12 protein-coding genes are annotated in these 16,566 nt (G+C 58.6%); all 12 read right to left on the bottom strand.

The features are described 5' to 3' along the window. Window positions 1–79 precede the first annotated feature (79 nt). Window positions 80–1,132 (bottom strand): pseudaminic acid synthase, encoded by a 1,053-nt coding sequence (gene pseI, locus AC09SL_RS00200; RefSeq protein WP_058542246.1) that lies wholly within the window; start codon window positions 1,130–1,132, stop codon window positions 80–82. Next, window positions 1,125–2,630: a UDP-2,4-diacetamido-2,4,6-trideoxy-beta-L-altropyranose hydrolase gene (gene pseG, locus AC09SL_RS00195; RefSeq protein ID WP_064106895.1), complete on the bottom strand. Its 1,506-nt coding sequence runs from the start codon at window positions 2,628–2,630 to the stop codon at window positions 1,125–1,127. Before pseG ends, pseI begins: the two co-directional genes overlap by 8 nt. Next, window positions 2,627–3,328: a pseudaminic acid cytidylyltransferase gene (pseF, locus tag AC09SL_RS00190; RefSeq protein WP_064106894.1), complete on the bottom strand. Its 702-nt coding sequence runs from the start codon at window positions 3,326–3,328 to the stop codon at window positions 2,627–2,629. The genes pseG and pseF overlap by 4 nt, the downstream gene beginning before the upstream one ends. Before the next feature lie 88 nt (window positions 3,329–3,416). Continuing rightward, the gene (gene pseC, locus AC09SL_RS00185) at window positions 3,417–4,586 is read right to left on the bottom strand and encodes a UDP-4-amino-4,6-dideoxy-N-acetyl-beta-L-altrosamine transaminase (protein WP_058545672.1); all 1,170 of its coding nucleotides are present in this window, start codon (window positions 4,584–4,586) and stop codon (window positions 3,417–3,419) included. 102 nt (window positions 4,587–4,688) lie between these two features. Continuing rightward, entirely contained in the window at window positions 4,689–7,622 is a 2,934-nt protein-coding gene (locus AC09SL_RS00180) for a TIGR00180 family glycosyltransferase (protein ID WP_058545673.1), read from the bottom strand. Between the two features lie 50 nt (window positions 7,623–7,672). Further along, complete coding sequence (locus AC09SL_RS00175; RefSeq protein WP_058545674.1) at window positions 7,673–8,410, bottom strand: cephalosporin hydroxylase family protein; 738 nt, start codon at window positions 8,408–8,410, stop codon at window positions 7,673–7,675. A gap of 15 nt (window positions 8,411–8,425) precedes the next feature. Continuing rightward, the gene (locus AC09SL_RS00170) at window positions 8,426–9,496 is read right to left on the bottom strand and encodes a class I SAM-dependent methyltransferase (protein WP_058545675.1); all 1,071 of its coding nucleotides are present in this window, start codon (window positions 9,494–9,496) and stop codon (window positions 8,426–8,428) included. After that, entirely contained in the window at window positions 9,486–10,355 is an 870-nt protein-coding gene (locus AC09SL_RS00165; protein WP_058545676.1) for an NAD-dependent epimerase/dehydratase family protein, read from the bottom strand. Before AC09SL_RS00165 ends, AC09SL_RS00170 begins: the two co-directional genes overlap by 11 nt. Beyond that, a complete protein-coding gene (rfbC, locus tag AC09SL_RS00160; RefSeq protein WP_058545677.1) occupies window positions 10,355–10,915 on the bottom strand; it encodes a dTDP-4-dehydrorhamnose 3,5-epimerase in 561 nt (186 codons plus the stop codon). Before rfbC ends, AC09SL_RS00165 begins: the two co-directional genes overlap by 1 nt. Further along, window positions 10,912–11,994 (bottom strand): CDP-glucose 4,6-dehydratase, encoded by a 1,083-nt coding sequence (rfbG, locus tag AC09SL_RS00155; RefSeq protein ID WP_058545678.1) that lies wholly within the window; start codon window positions 11,992–11,994, stop codon window positions 10,912–10,914. The genes rfbC and rfbG overlap by 4 nt, the downstream gene beginning before the upstream one ends. After that, the gene (gene rfbF, locus AC09SL_RS00150) at window positions 11,976–12,749 is read right to left on the bottom strand and encodes a glucose-1-phosphate cytidylyltransferase (RefSeq protein ID WP_058545679.1); all 774 of its coding nucleotides are present in this window, start codon (window positions 12,747–12,749) and stop codon (window positions 11,976–11,978) included. Before rfbF ends, rfbG begins: the two co-directional genes overlap by 19 nt. A 241-nt stretch (window positions 12,750–12,990) precedes the next feature. Beyond that, window positions 12,991–16,566 carry a glycosyltransferase gene (locus tag AC09SL_RS00145; protein ID WP_058545680.1) on the bottom strand — a complete coding sequence of 1,192 codons (3,576 nt, stop codon included), beginning with the start codon at window positions 16,564–16,566 and terminating at the stop codon, window positions 12,991–12,993.

Raw genomic sequence — 16,566 nt, 5'->3', positions numbered from 1 at the left:
CCCGGTCAATACAATACAGTGAAGATGCGCGTTATGACTCATAGGTCACGCGATTTTACTGATTAGCTCGATCACAAAGCTATTCAACCAGCGCCCAGGCCAGGGGAGTACCCCGCGCGATTGCCTGGCGAGCGCACCGGCCCATCACCGAGTCCACATGTTTGGGAGCCAATCCCAGGCCCGGGCGGATGGCCCGCAGGTTCTGCGGTGTAAACGCATCACCAGGGTTCATGTCTTGCGTCACGTACAGCGACCGGCGATAGACCAGCGACTTGCGCTCAGCCTCCGTCACGCCATAGTGCACCTGCCCAAGCGCCTGCCAGGCGCGCTCGGTTTCGATCACCAGCGCCGCGAGTTCCGCCGGTTCCAGAGAGAAACTGGCGTCCACACCGCCAGCGGCGCGGTCAAGAGTGAAATGTTTTTCCACCACGGTCGCGCCCAACGCCACGGCGGCGACAGAGACCCCGACCCCCATGGAATGGTCCGACAAGCCCACCTCACAGCCGAACAATTCTCGCAAATGAGCGATAGTGCGCACATTGCTGTTGGCCGGCGTGGCCGGATAGGTACTGGTGCATTTGAGCAGCACCAGATCCTTGCAACCGGCCTCGCGGGCGGCGCGCACGGTTTCGTCGAGCTCGGCAATGCTGGCCATGCCGGTGGAAATGATCAACGGTTTACCAGTCGCGGCAACCCGGCGGATCAGTGGCAGGTCCGTGTTTTCGAAACTGGCGATCTTGTAGGCTGGCACATCCAGGCTCTCAAGAAAATCTACCGCCGTTTCGTCGAACGGGGTCGAGAACGCCAGCATGCCCAACGCCTTGGCCCGGGCAAAAATCGGCGCATGCCATTCCCAAGGTGTATGGGCTTTTTCATACAGATCATAAAGAGACGTTCCAGCCCAGAGGCTGTTAGGGTCCTTGATGAAAAACTCGCCCGCGCTCAAATCCAGCGTCATGGTATCGGCCGTGTAGGTCTGGAGCTTCAAGGCGTGCGCCCCCGCCCGGGCGGCGGCCTCGACGATCTGTAACGCCACCTCCAGGGACTGGTTATGATTGCCGCTCATCTCGGCAATGATGAACGGAGGCGCCTCCGCCCCGAGGGTACGGTGGCCGATCTTGAAACTACTCATGAGGGTGGTCCTTCAATACGCGCGTGAGCACGCAAGTGCTCTGAATAAAACCGGCCTGGCGAAACAGGCTCAGGGAGGTTTGATTGGCCGGCAAAACTTGTGCGGTAAGAGCCCGCAATTGAGGCCAATGGACAGCAGCAAACGCTTCGCCACGGGCCAGCAACGCTTTGCCCCACCCCAGCCCCATCCGGTCTTCGAACAGATAGATTGACACGAGCGCCTCGTCACCCTGCAGGTCATAACGCAATGCGCCCACCGGGCCATCTGCCGCTTCGCCGATCAGCAACAGGCGTTGCGCATTGACCAGGCTTGCTTGCAACCATTGGCAATGGCGGCTCCAGTCGATCACCGATGTATCCAGCGATACACGGCGCACAGCCTCGGCGTTACGGCCATCAAAAAGCAATTGGGCGTCGTCTTGTGTGGCCGGGCGAACTTGCAACAATGCACCGGCCAACGCGACGGCGACCCGTTGGACGCCCAGGCCATCGACCAGTTGCCGGGAGTGCTCGGCCAAACTTCTGCGCAGGTCTTGATTGCCTGCGACAAAGCCAATGGCCTGACGTAACTGTTCGACACTGACCTCCTCGTGGCGGCCGAGATAAATATGGGCTCCGGAGATCGCCATCACCTCGCTATTGGCCTGCTGATTATTCGATACCGCGATGCAAATTGTTGGCAACCCCATTGCGGCGCGCTCCCAACTGGTACCACCACCGGCGCCAATGAACAGATCGGCTTCGATCATGAGCTGATGGAAATGGCTGACGAAGCTGTGCAGTCGCCAGTGAGGTCGACTCGCCGACATCCCCAGCATCTGAGCCCAGGCCGGGTTGTCGGCACCCGCGACAAAATCGACTTCAAGCTCATCGAAATCCGCCAGCGCGAGCATGGCACGGTGAGTCTGCATCGCCGCGTCAAACCCACCGAAGTTCACCAGTACACGCCTGGCCTGGGGTTTTATGGTAATCGCCCCGCAGCGAAACTCATCTCGCAACAGCGCATAACGCGGCCCCAACAGCGCCTGGCAATGCGCTGGCAACAAACCCGAGTAGGCAGCTCGGTTCCCGGACAGGTTCTGGTTGAGCAGCAAATCAACGCTATAAGTGCGGGTGGCCAAGTCATCCACTGCCATGATCCTTGGCGCAAAGCGCCGGGCGGCAGTTTGCCAATGATGATCCAGGCCGTAATGGTCGACGATGAGCCAGTCGAAACCAGCCTGGCCGGCCAATACCTGTTCCAACGCCGTGATATCCGCCTGCCAGGGCAGCAAGGACTCGATGGCCTGCTGCGGGTCTTCCCCAGGATAAAAATCCGGTAGGACAAACGTCTCGAAGCCTTCGGACGCCAACGCTTGCAGGCGATGCCCCAACAACTGGCGGCAAGCAAACGCGACATGAGCCCCCTGCTCGCGCAACACCCGAGCCAAGGTCAGGCAGCGGGCGATGTGCCCACTGCCAATGGTTGGCGAAGCGTCGGCACGGATCAGAACCCTCATTGCAGCTCACCGCCAGCCTTCAATGCCGCATAGAGGTATTCGGCCCGTTTCCAATCTTCGAGTGTGTCGATGTCCTGCACCAGATGGCGAGGCAGGACCACCGGCAAGCTGCTGGGTGAAAACAATTTATCACCGCGCAACCAGGCCTCCCGGCGCCCCCAGTAGAATTGGCCGGCGTCCTGAAACGCTTCGGGCAGGTCCTGGGAGCGCGTGTCGCGAAACTGCGGATAAAGCGGAGTCAGCGCGCCCTGCTCATCCAAGGTCAAGGCCCGCTGTACGGGAAAACCGAAACCGGTCACTGAAAACGCAAATGACTTGTCAGGGTGCTCGCGTAACAACTCAAATCCCTCACGCAGGAACCGAGCCTGCAACAGCGGCGCGGTAGCATAGATGCAACAGGCAAAATCGAACGAGCGCTCATCCAATTCGCCCAAGGCATGGGCAATCACCGCTGCCGTCCCCGTGAAATCGTCGGCCAATGTCGTAGGTCGCATGAACGGCACCTGTGCACCATGGGCCTGCGCCAGCTCAGCGATCTCTTCGTCGTCGGTACTGACGATCACGTCATCGAACAACCGTGACGCCAAGGCTGTACGAATCGAGCGGACGATCATCGGGACGCCATCGAACAGCTTCAGGTTCTTGCGCGGGATCCGTTTGCTGCCGCCACGGGCAGGAATGATCGCGACTGCGCTCAAGAGCAATTTCTCAAGGACGTTTTTTCGCCATAAAGGCTCCACACTCGGTCTCCAGCGTGCATCTCTTTAAATCGCTCAAGTCCGATATTCATTTCAATGTCTGTCGCAAAATCTCCACCACTTCAACCTGCTCCTCATCCGTCAGATCAGGATAAAGCGGTAGGCTGATCGCCTCACCGAAATAACGCTCCGCTTCGGGAAAATCGCCATTCTTGAAACCTAACTCCTGATAATACGGCTGTAGGTGCACGGGAATGTAGTGCAGGTTCACGCCCAGCCCCGCAGCTCTCAAGGCGTCGAAGACTTGTGTTTGGCTCAATTTGATCTGAGCCAACTTCAATCGCACAACATAAAGATGCCACGCGGACTCCGCACCAGGCTGAGCGACAGGCAAAGTGACCGCCAGATCTGCTAACAAATCGTTATAGCGTGTAGCCAATTGACGACGCCTGGCAACAAAAACATCCAGGCGCTCCAACTGAGACAAACCCAACGCCGCATGAAGGTCGGTCATGCGGTAATTGAAGCCCAGTTCCAATTGTTGGTAATACCAAAGACCTGTGTCGGGTACGCTCATCTGCCGAGGGTCACTGGTAATACCGTGGCTTCGCAACCGCCGAAGACGTTCGGCAAACTCCGCACGATTGGTCAACACCATGCCACCCTCGGCGCTGGTGATAATTTTGACAGGATGAAAACTGAAGATGGTCATTGCCGCGTATTGGCCGCAACCTACCGGACGCCCTAGATAGGAAGCGCCTACTCCGTGGGCAGCATCCTCGATCAATGTAAAACCATAACGCACGGACAACTGCGAAATGGTCTGCATATCGCAACTCTGTCCTGCAAAAGCGACCGCCACAACGACTTTGGGTAGCTTTCCGGCCGCCTCAGCTGCTGCAAGCTTTTCCGCCAGTAACTTCGCATCCAGATTCAGTGTGCCCGGATCAATGTCAATGAAATCGATTTCAGCCCCGCAGTAGCGCCCGCAGTTCGCCGACGCTACAAAAGTGTTCGGGCTCGTCCAAAGGCGATCTCCTGGTCCCAGCCCTGCGGCGAGACAGGCTATGTGCAAAGCCGCTGTGGCGTTGCAAACGGCAATGGCGTAGTTCGCCTGGCAATGCTCAGCCAAAGCGTTCTCAAAACGCTCAATGGTAGGACCCTGGGTCAACCAAGGCGATGTAAGCACCTCCATGACTGCGTCAATGTCTGCCTGATTAATGCTTTGCCTGCCATAAGGAATTCGATACGGCGTCATAATTGAGACTCAACGCATGATGCAGGCACCCAGTGCAGGCACGCTTTTTTGAAATTCCGTTTGTCGTTAACCATACAATGAGTCCTTTTTGAACAACCAGACCTATGGAAGCAACCGCGCCCAGTCCACCGCCGTGGCGTCGCCCAGCGCGAAGCCAGTACCGGTCAGGGCCAGGTTGGGGTTACGAGCGGCGTCGTGGTCGAAGCGCGCCTGCCACTTGTTGCGCAAGGCGTCGGCCGCCTCCGGCGCATCGGGGAACGTACCGGCGTGCAGCATCTGGGCCTGGGGTGTCCAGACCGTGAGATAACCCGCATCAGCCGCTTTCAGGCACAAATCGACATCGGCGAAGGCGTCGGCGAAGTGCTCTTCGTCCAGGCCACCCACAGCGTCGAACAAGTCTTTGCGGATCATCAAGCACGCGCCGGACACCGCCGAGTAGTTCTGTTCCGCCTGATGACCATTGAGGTAGCCCTTGGCGTCCTTGCGCTCGCCAACAAATACCGTGACCACCTGACCGTCGGGCCTGAGCACCAGGCCAGCCTGGGTGGTAATGCCGCGTATATCCATTTGTTTGCTGCCGACGACTCCCACTTCTGGCCGCTGGGCCTGATTGAGCAGGCTGTCGAGCCAGTTGGCGTTGACCACCTGCACCTGGGCCGACAGCAGCACCAGGTAATCCCCTTTGGCCTGGGCGCTCGCCCAGTTGTTCAGGGCCGAAGTGCCGAGGCGCTGGTCGCTGCGCAGGATGCGGATCCGATCGCCCTTGCCTTCCAGGCTGTCGAGCCACTGGGCCAACGTTTCGGATTGGCTGTGATTGTCCGCGATCAGAATTTCATGCCGATGGTAACGCGTGCGCTGCAGCACGCTGACCAGCGCCTGCTGTACTTGCTCAAGGTTGTCCCGGCTTTCGAAAATGATCGATACCAAGGGCCGCTCGGCGTGCTGGTAATCGATCTGGTACGTCAGCGGCTGTGCCGAGGTGACTTGGGCGCGATACCCTCGAGCGGCCAGGTGACGTGTCAGTACCTGACGCTCCTGGGGGTTTTCTTCCTGGGCCGGGGCGTTGCAGATCAACAACGGCTCGGCCAGGTGCGCCAGGCCGGCCAACCCTGCGTCTTCAATCAGGCGCAACAACAGATCCAGCTCCAGGGCCTGAGTGTATTCAGCCGTAAAGCCGCGAGCCTGGGCCAGCACCTCACGACGAATCAGCCAGTGACGCGCCATCAACGAGGGCACCGATTGCAGCAGGTCGAAGTTGACGCCCGGACGGAATACGTCGGTAAGGCTGCCGTCAGCCTTGCGCTGGATTTCATCCATGGCCACGGCGCGCACACCTTCGGCACCGATCAGTTCGAGGCTGGCGCGCAGCAGGCCACTGGCGGTGAACTGGTCACCGGCCTCGGCCAGCATCAGCCAGTCGGCGCTGGACTGCCCGATGATCTGGTTGATGCGCTCGACATAGTTGGTGGGGCTGACTTTGACGAAGTGTACGGTGTCACGTACCGAAGTGGTCGCCGGTAGGTCACCCGTGGTGAACACCACTACGTTGAATGCTTTGCAATGGCCATTGACCAGGCTGTCGAAGGTGGCCTGCAGCTTGAACATGTCAGCGTCCAGGTCCAGCAACAGGATGCCAAACCGTGGCCCGCCCTGATGTTCGGCCAGATGGGCGGCGATAGATTTGAGCTGTTGTGCATCGGGATTGCGCGCGTCCAGCCAGCTCAACAGACGGCCGGAATGCGTGTTTTCCAGTATCCGGCGATCCTGCTGCCCCGGCACTGAGTTCAGACGCTCGAGCCAGGCTTGCAACTTCACCGCCTCCTCAGGCTCGTCGCTGTTTTTCAACGATTCGGCCAGGCGTTTGACCACGGTACGGTTGAACGCGTACAGGCCTTGGGCTTCCCACAAGCGACTGCGCAATGTGCGTTCGTTATCGTTGGGTTGCACGCGCATCAGTTCGTGCTGGCGTAGCAGAATACCTTCCAACTGCTGAAGCTGCAGGCGACCGGCCGGCATGGCGTGCAACAGGAATTCAAACTGGGTCAGGAGATCGAATACGCGCTGGTTGTAAAAAGGCATCTCGACAAATTGTTGCGGGCCAAACGAACGCACTGGCTCGTCACCAGCCTGCAGCCAGGCCGAACGAATGATCTGTGTACCCTTAAGTGAACGCCCTTGCTGCAGGCAGTCAGCCATGGCCGCGAAGCTGTCCAGAGCAATCTGCTTGATCCGTCCCGGAGCCTGCTCGCGCAGCGGTGTCGGAAGGGACGCCAGGAACTCCGCGAACTGCTCTCGCTCGGCGACACTTTTTGCATCCTTGTAGCTGAGCACGGTCAACACGTTGGTGTTGTGCTCTGAGCCGCCGTAGTTGAGTTCACGAACGGCGAATGGAATCGGCAGGATCCGCGCCTTGGCGCAGGCCAGCAGATAAAAGGTGTGGCCGATCTCCTGCCATTCGAAACTGGTGCCCGGCGGCAACAGGCCATACCACTGCTGCAGCAGATCAGTGCGGGTCACGGCATAAAATGGCGGCAGGAACTGATCCATGAAGCGGATTACCCGGTCTTCGGCCAGCTCGCTGTTGTAATCCTCATGCACCTTGCGATCGCGACGGAAGTAATTCACTTCGGTCGCACACGACAGATACATGATCCCGTAGCCATGGCACAGGCCGTAGTCGGGGTTGGCCTCGAGAAACTCCACCGATTCGGTCAACGCATCGTGCAACAGGAAATCGTCATCGGCGGCGAACACCATGTACGGCGTCGTGACCTGATTGACGCCGTACACCAGTTTGTCCTGCAGCCCCTTGTAGGTGAACTGAGGCAAATGGCGATAATCAACCGACGGAAAATCCCGGGCGATTTGCTCATCGCGCTCAACCGACGAATCAAGCACCAGCACCGAACACGGATAGCTACTGTAGTAATGCAATGTGCGCCGCAGGAATGCGCTGCGGTTGTGGGAGATCACCACCACCGTGAACCGCTCGCTCAGCGGTGCCACGTTGTTTTGAATATTGTTTCGAACCTGCATATTTCCTGTCCCCACAACCTGCCAGACGCCAATGACTTGAAACGGATGGATTAACGAACCCGACGCAGATAACCGTCTGGAGCAACGGTGATCAGCAGTTTGTTCTGCAATTGCTGGTCAATTTCAAAATCCCCGTTTTCCTCAAGGTATTTCCATACGGCGGTTTTCGGGTTGTCGCCCGGGCCCCATGGACGATCCGGGAAAAAGTCCGCCGGCATGTCTTCGACCACCGTGTCCATCACTACGCAATAGCTGCCCACCGAAACCAGCGGCGCGTACAAACGCAGTTCTTCGAGCACATGATCATGGGTGTGGTTGGAATCGAGCACCAGAATGACTTTCTTGCCTTTGGCCGCCGCATGAACCTGCTCGGCGATGGCCGCATCGATGCTCGAACCCTCGATCATCGAGATCCGCTTGTTCATCGGGTGGCTCTCGATGGCTTCGCGGTTATGCGGGCGGATATCCAGGTCGATACCCAGCACTTCACCGTGGCCTTGCAACTCCAGCAGCGAGGCGTAATAGATGATCGAACCGCCGTGGGCGATACCGCATTCGATGATCAGGTCAGGCTTGATCTGCCAGATCAACTCCTGCATGGCCATCATGTCCTGTGGCAGTTGGATGATCGGCCGGCCCATCCATGAAAAATGGTAGCTGTACTTGTGGCGGGCCGATTCGTTGAAAAACTCCTTGGCCAGCGCAACGACTTTCTCGTCTTGGCCTTGAGCTGAGATTTCAGCCTGGCATTGGGCTTCAAAAGCTTGGTGAAGGGTATTGTCGGTCATGTTCGAGTCTCGCGGTTATTGGAACGAAGCGCTGTCAACGGCGTGATAGACGTAGCGCCCACCGGTCATCCGCTTGATCTCTTCGAGGTAATTGGAATTCATCACAAACAGATTGGCGCCTTCGGGCAAGGTGTCCATCGCCTCTTGGGGAGAAGACACGCGCACACCACTCAGAGGCAAATAGCGCCCCTGCTTAGCCGGATTGATATCCACCACACGATCCACTGCCACGCCTGCGCGTTGCAGCGCCAATGAATAGATCACGCCTTTGGAGGAAGCACCCCAGATCGCCGAACCTTGCTCGGGCGCTCCGCGGATGATCTGCACGGCGCGGTCGAGGCTGGCGGTGAAGTTCTCCGGCAGCATCAGCGGCTGTGGTGCCTCGGCTGGTGTACAGCACAGTGTCGACAGGTCTGCAACGATGTAAAGGTATTGGCCGCCGAACAAATGCCCAGCCTCGTGCACCGTCCCGAACATTGCGCGCAAATCGGCAAGGCGGAAGTAATTCACATGCTCGTAGAACACGTCGAACCAGGCGCTGTGCTGAATAATCCAGTCGAAACACGGCACTTCGATATAAATCTGTCCGCCCTGGTTGGCAGCGGCGATTTCAGCCAGAAAGCCGACCGGATTACTGATGTGCTCCAGCACATGGCGCAACACGATAGCGTCAGCCGCCATGCCCAGCTCTCGACTGAAGGGAGCCTTGATCACATCAGGGTTGTCACCTTCATAGGAAGGATCGATCCCGGTGATGGCGTAGCCAAGGCCTCGCAGCATTTCTAGGAAATAACCTTTGCCGCAGCCAACTTCAATCAGGCTTTTGTCTTTGAAATGTTGCGCCAGGATCGCCTCGACATCATTCAGGTGCTGTTGAAACTGCACTGAGTGTGCCTGCTCGTTTTGATAATCGACGTCATAACTGAGTTTGCTGGCGTCGAATGCCTGATTGAAGATCAGACCGCTCTGGCTGTCCTGCACCAGCACGATATCCGCACTGGCCGACGCCTGAGCCTGTTCGGCAGTGGCAAATGTACGGTTCTGCAGGATCGGCAGTCCGCTCGCCCGATACAGTTCATGCTGCATGTTCTTCTCTCCTGAGCTGCGAAATCCGCTGAGCATCGCCCCAAAACGCCATGGGCTCATGACTCGAGTAGCCGTAGTGCCCCAGATTCAAGGCGATGGCCGACTGACGCTCGCGCACTCGCTGTTCAACCAGCGCCCGTACCGACACCGGATGGCCACTGCAACAGTTGATTACCCCATCGACATCGCGCCGCGCAATCAGCGAGGCCAACTGAGAAGCGGCTTGTCCGATTTCCAGATAGTCGCGTAATTGTTCGCCCGCAGACATGTTGAATTGCCCATCACCTTCATCAATCGCCCGATCAAGACTGGCCAACAGACTATTAGGATTCTGTCCTGCACCATGCAAATAAAACAGGCGTGCCCACTGCAACGTAAATGCATGCTCTCGCTGCAAGGCTTCAAGGAACCGATGCAACGTATGTTTCGCCAGACCATACGGCGTGCAGGGCTGTGCGATCATCGTCTCGCTCAATGGGCCACTTTGCAGCCCGTATTCGAAACAGGTACCGGTGACCAGCACATGGCTGACGCCGGCCTCGATCACGCGTTTGAGAAACGCGTAGTCCAAAGGCAAGGTTCGCTCGAAATGGAACAGCGCCTGATAGTTCGGCAGGCCTGGCCAAGCCAGATGCGCGATGGTATCGACCCCGTCAGTCAGAGCACCCACGTCCAGGTCCGGTGCGTGGATGTCTACCGCGCAGAACTCCACATCATCAAACCATGGCATAGCACGCGCGATGTCGGCGTTTCGACCTGAAGCTCGAACCTTGAAGCCTTTGGCGAGTAAAGCACTGACCAGATGCCGACCGACAAAACCGGTGGCCCCCGTGACCAGCACGGTCGAGGAATACCCCATTACAGCTCAACTCCACTGAAGTCTTTGTCCAGCAACGGATGGCTCGCGTCTTTGGCCGACAGGTTTTTAACCGGCAGCGGCCAGGGGATAGACAGTGCAGGATCAATGACCGAGAGGCCGGCTTCATGATCTGGCGCGTAGTCTGCATCTGTCAGGTAAAGCACCTCAGTATCATCGGTCAGGGCTTGGAAACCATGGGCGAAGCCGGCAGGAATCAGCAAACTGCGTCCGTCATCGGCTCGCAGTTCTTCGGCATGCCACTGCAGGTAGGTTGGGGATTGCGGCCTCAAATCGACCACCACATCCCATACCGCGCCACGTATGCAAGTAATCAGCTTGGACTCTGCATATCCGGCCTTTTGGTAGTGCAAGCCTCGTACGCTACCTTTTTCGACCGTACGTGAATGGTTGATCTGGCGGATAGCGAACGGTCGTCCCTGAAGCGTGAGGCGGGACTGACAGAACAATCGGGCAAAACGCCCACGATCATCGCAGAAGACTTTTTGCCGGATCAGATACAAGCCTTCCAGCGCTAACGCCTGAAGGGTGAAATCAGTCATAACCGACCCCTGTAGAGATTCAATTGATTCAGAGTTATCGCACGCATGTCATCGCCGTTCTGCCAGGCCAAATGCCAATCGAGGGTCTGGGCCAGGCATTGCTGCAGCGACCAGCGCGGCTGCCAATCGAGCAATTGCCGGGCGCGGCTGCTGTCCAGGCGCAACAGGCCAGCCTCGTGCAAATCACTCGGTTCAATCCGCAAGCCTGGCGCCAACGGCCAGCGTTCGGCGAGCAACTGGACGACTTCGCCAACACTGCACATGTCGGCCTCTCCGGGTCCGAAGTTCCAGGCACCGGCGAACTCCGGACCTTGCTCAAAGAGGCTCGCGGCCAATTGCAGGTAACCGGCCAGCGGCTCCAAGGCGTGCTGCCAAGGGCGTACGGCCTGGGGATAGCGCAGCGTCACCGGCTCGTTCGCCGACCAGGCTCTGAGCACGTCCGGAATCAGACGCTCAGGAGCGAAGTCACCGCCGCCCAGCACATTACCGGCACGGGCCGTGGCCAGGGCCAGACCGTGTTCGGCATAACGATCGGCAGAGAAAAACGATGCGGCATAAGACTGCGCCAGCAATTCGCAGCAAGCCTTGCTGCTGCTGTACGGATCGTGACCGCCCAAGGGTTCATTTTCACGATAGGGCCACAGCCACTCCTGATTGGCGTAGACCTTATCGGTGGTTACCAATACACAGGCGCGCACGCCGCCAATCTGACGGATCGCCTCGAGCAGGTTCAGGGTGCCCATGACATTGCTGGAATAGGTACCCAACGGGTCGCGATAACCCTCACGCACCAACGGCTGGGCCGCCAGGTGCAGGACTATCTGCGGCTGCACGTCGGCAAGCACTTCCAGCAAGGCGCCGAGGTCGCGCAAGTCGCCGCGTCGATCATCGATGCCCTCGCCTACCCGGGCCAGTTCGAACAGGTTCGGTTGGGTGGCCGGGTCCAAGGAAAAACCACTGACCTGCGCGCCCAGGCTCTGCAGCCAGAGCGTCAACCAACTGCCTTTGAAGCCGGTATGGCCGGTGACCAGCACCCGCTTGCCGCGCCAGAACTCCGGGCTCAGTCCCATTGCTTCCATGGGGCCTCCCCGCTTTGCCACAGGGCTTCGAGGTGGTTTTTATCCCGCAAGGTGTCCATTGGATGCCAGAAACCGTCGTGCTGGAACGCCTGGAGCTGCTGTTCCGTTGCCAATGCCGCCAGCGGCTCGGCCTCCCAGGAGGTCTGGTCGTCAGCGATATAAGGCAGGACCTTCGGCGAGAGTACAAAGAAACCACCGTTGATCCAGCCACCGTCGCCCCGGGGTTTTTCGGTAAAGCCCAGGACCGTATCGCCATTGCGCTCCAGCGCGCCGTAGCGTCCCGGCGGCTGGACGGCCGTGACCGTAGCAAGCTTGCCGTGCGCCAAGTGAAAATCCACCAGCGCACCGATATTGAGGTCCGAGACGCCGTCGCCATAGGTAAAGCAAAACGCCTCTTCGTTTTCCAGATAACGCGCCGCCCGACGCAGCCGCCCGCCGGTCATGGTTTCTTCGCCCGTGTCGATCAGCGTCACGCGCCATGGCTCGCTGTAGTTCTGATGAACGTCCATGCGGTTGTTGCACATGTCGAAGGTGACGTCAGAGGTATGCAGGAAGTAGTTGGCGAAAAAGTCCTTGATGGCATAGCCCTTGTAGCCCAGGCAGATCACGAAGTCGTGGATTCCATGAGCGGAATACTGCTTCATGATGTGCCAAAGAATTGGCTTGCCGCCGATCTCGATCATCGGCTTTGGCTTGAGGTGCGACTCCTCGCTGATCCGCGTACCGAGACCACCTGCCAAGATAACTGCCTTCATCGTCTCCCCTCTTGTTCATCACCGGGCTCGGCCAAGCGTTGTTTCGCTTTGCGGGCGCAGGGATTACCTTCAATGCCGATCCGGACGCTGCGATGGACCGCGAGCGCTCGTTTTATGGCGATATGAGGGGGGCTTGCAGGAAACGCGCCAGCTCCGATGGCAGCGTTTCGGGGGGCATAGGGGTCGGAAAGGGAACTGAGCGCTGTTTTTTGTGGCGAGGGGGATTTACCCCTCCCACACATCAATCCGGCAACCATCCCCACAACCAATGCTGCAAGTTATCGCCGCTGAGCATGAAATCACGAAGCACCGCTTCGCGCAGTTCATCGCCCATGCGGTAGCTGGCGTCCGGATCGGCCAGATGCATGCGGATGGCCGCGATCCATTCTTCGGTGCTGTTGCTGCGTACTTTGGTACACGGTAAGAAGCCATCGTAGGCCTTGGTGTCGGTGCAGATCACCGGATAACCACAGGCGCCGTACTCCAGCAAGCGCAGGTTGCTCTTACAGTCGTTGAAGATGTGGAACTCCAACGGCGCCAGCGCCAGGTCGAGGTTCAGGCTGGCCAGTTTGAACGGGTAAGTGTTCAAACCGACGGAAGCATGGAACTCATGGATGTAGGGACGCAACGCATCCGGGCACATCCCGAAGAATACCCACTCCACCTCATTGGCCAGTTCGCGGACGACATCGGCAATGATTTCCAGATCGCCGCTGTGGCTGGTCCCGCCGCCCCAGCCAACCCGGGGCTTGGAGGATGTTCCTCGTCGGCTGGTCAAGCGGGTCCATGGTTCGGGCGGCAGCATGTTGGGCACCACCCGGATTTCGCTATGCATGCTGGACAAGGCATCGGCCAGCGGCTGGGTCGTCACCACCACTCGATCACACAAGCCAATCCCCTCGCGCAGCATCTGCTCGGTGTTGACCGGCTTATTGCGGGCGTGGGTGTTTTTCTTGGGGGCACTGACTACGTAGTCGTCGAGCTCGAAAATCCGCAAGGCATTGGCATATTTCTTCATCCGCAGGATGTCGCCTGCGGAACCTTCACTGTAGCGCCCCTGCAATACGATGGTATCTGGAGACAATCGCTCGATATCAACGGTCGAAGGTGACTCATAGGCCACCCGGGCGATCACCCTCCCTGCGGCTTCGAGCTCGGCCAACGGGGCCGTAACGCGATAATGACCAACCGCAGTAGCGTTGACCGGCAGGCCAAGTATCAGTGGCAAAGCACGAGAGCAGAAGGGATTCCAGTTGTGACGCAGAGAAGGTTCCAGGCTGAAACTGGATGCTCCCAGTGCCAGAGAAGGGCTGTAGGCCGAGTCACGGGCGATCTGGGGCAACCAATTGCGATAGAAAATTTCGCGCTCACGCTCCAACAGTGCCGTTTCTTCGGACTGATCCGATGATGACCGTGGAGCAACCACCTGCATGACACTCGCATAAGGCGTCCAGACCACCAAGTAGCCATCCTTTCCTGCACGCAAGCACAGATCGACATCGCTGAGGCCAAGAGTAAAGGTGGCGTCGTCCAGGCAGCCGAGGTCTTCGAACACCTGCTTGCGCACCATCAGGCAGTCGCCACTGACCGCGCTCCAGTTCTGGGTGGTATGCAAGCGCTGCATATAGCCGCGAGAAGCTGCCGACTCACCATAAAATGGCGTGCCCACCGGCCCAGCCAACCCGAGGACCTGCCCGCCGCCAACAATCGTGCCTTGGGGGCTGAGTATTCTCGCACCGACCACCGCAACTTCGGGACGCTGGGCATGATTGATCAGTTCGTCCAACCAGTCATTTTCACAAATGACTGTTTGCGGACTAAGCAATAGCAAGTATTCGCCCCGGGCCTGGCCCGCAGCAAAATTGCGCACCGCTGCATCGCTGTCATCGCCGGCGTATCGCAACACGCGCAGCATGTTCGCGCCCAGTTGTGCCATGTTCGCCAACCAATCAAGCATGGCCAGGTCTCGGACGCCACTGTCCACGATCAGAATTTCATAATGCGTATAGGCCGTGCGCTCGATCAGGCTTTCGCAGCAGCGCTGCAAGGCTGTCAGCGAATCCCCCGTGCGCAGGATGACCGACACCAACGGACGAGTGCCGTATCGGTAGTCGATGCGATTGATCAGCGGCAACACATCCTGGCGAATCTCATGAGGTGCGCCGATTCGCGCCAGGTGAGCACCAACCGTAGGGGCATTGCCCTCGATAACCTCCGGCCACGACAACCACTGGGCGAAGCTCAGTGTCGACTCCACCTGAATCTCGGCAATGTGCTCGATGGTTTGCGGGCCGGCCTCCTCCACCAGCCGCCAGAGCAGGTCGTGGGGCGCCAGCTCACCGCGAACCGGATCGAACCCGCCCAGACTCATGAAACGCTCGCGTTCGAAGGCCAGGGCCCGGCCGACGTAGGGATAGGCGCGCATCAGGTCGAGGTTGAAATCAGGCTTGAATACCGGCTCGATGGACTCGCCGTTTACCAATGCGCCCTCATCGCTGTAAGCGCAGAGAATTCCCGGCTTCCCGGCCACGCGCTCGGCCAGAATCAACAAGGCCGAATCACGCAGCGTGTCGCCGGCACGCAACAGGTAAAACCAATGCGCGCCCTCCAACTGCGGGACAATGGCATTGAGTTGCCGCGCCCAATCGGGCTGATAGGGCAACTGCAACACCCGGTCATTGGCCTCGCAACGGGCATCGGAAAGCACCACGACAGCCTGGGCCGGATAGAGCTGGCCGTCTATGCTGCGCAGCGTGGACGCCAATGCCACATCGTCACCGGCACCGTCGATGACAATGGGCACGATGTTCGGACGCAGCGACCAACTGTCGATGCGCGCAGGCATGACACGCCGTTCAACCTCACTGAAACGACGGATAGACAGCCATTCACGGTAGAACTCGGCATAGCTCTCGCTCTGGGCGCCTACCCGACCGTTGACGACGGTATTGCGATTGCCTAGCACACGAGTCACGCACAGCTCCTGCCAGGCGTGAGGCTGGTCGGTGACTTTGTCCAGGTCAACGCAGCGCACCCAGCCGGAGGCCGGAGCCGCTTCACCGCTGCGCGCAACAAGCATCTGCGCCAGCCATTCCCACTCTATTCTTGCAGCCTTGAGCATTTCCGGGGTCTTGCTCAAACGCTCCGGGTAGAGCCGTTCAATACCTAACACGGTATTCAAGGCAATCAGATTACCGCGCCGCATCAGGCAGACAAACAAAGCAAAATCGAGCACCGCAACAAATCCGGCACCCTCCTGAATCAGGGCGGGCAACAATTCCAGCACATCGGCTCGACGCATCAGGGTCGAACTGAAATTACCGACGAAATTGGTCGGCGTGCTCTCGAAAATCGCCAGCATGTCGTCGCCCTTGAGCAAAGCGTCATTGGGCGAGAAGCGGCAATTGTCCACACGGGGTGGCAGGATGAAGTTACCTGCGTCACACAACAACCGAAGCGCGAACACAACGCTGACGTCAGCATGATCCATCAACGCCTGGGCCTGCATCGCAATGCTCGGTGCGAATAGACGGTCGTCATCGCACAGCACTTTGATGAACTCACCGCTGGCCTCTTCGACACACCGCAACAGGTTGCCCTGAAGCCCCAGCCGCTTCGGGTTTCGCAAATAGCGGATCGGATGGGACGGTTCAGTGAAGGAGTCGACGATCTGGCGAATCTCATCGCCAGGCGAATCATCGCAAACGATGATCTCGATATGTTCGTAGGTCTGGGCCAAGGCACTGAGCAGTGCCTGGTCGAAGAACCTAGGGTTGTAGGCGGGGATAACGATACTGACGAGCGGAAGTGACTTCAC

This window comes from Pseudomonas sp. PF05 (genome assembly GCF_056521845.1).
Note: the sequence above shows the minus strand (reverse complement) of the source record. Positions and strands in the feature narration are given on the sequence as shown.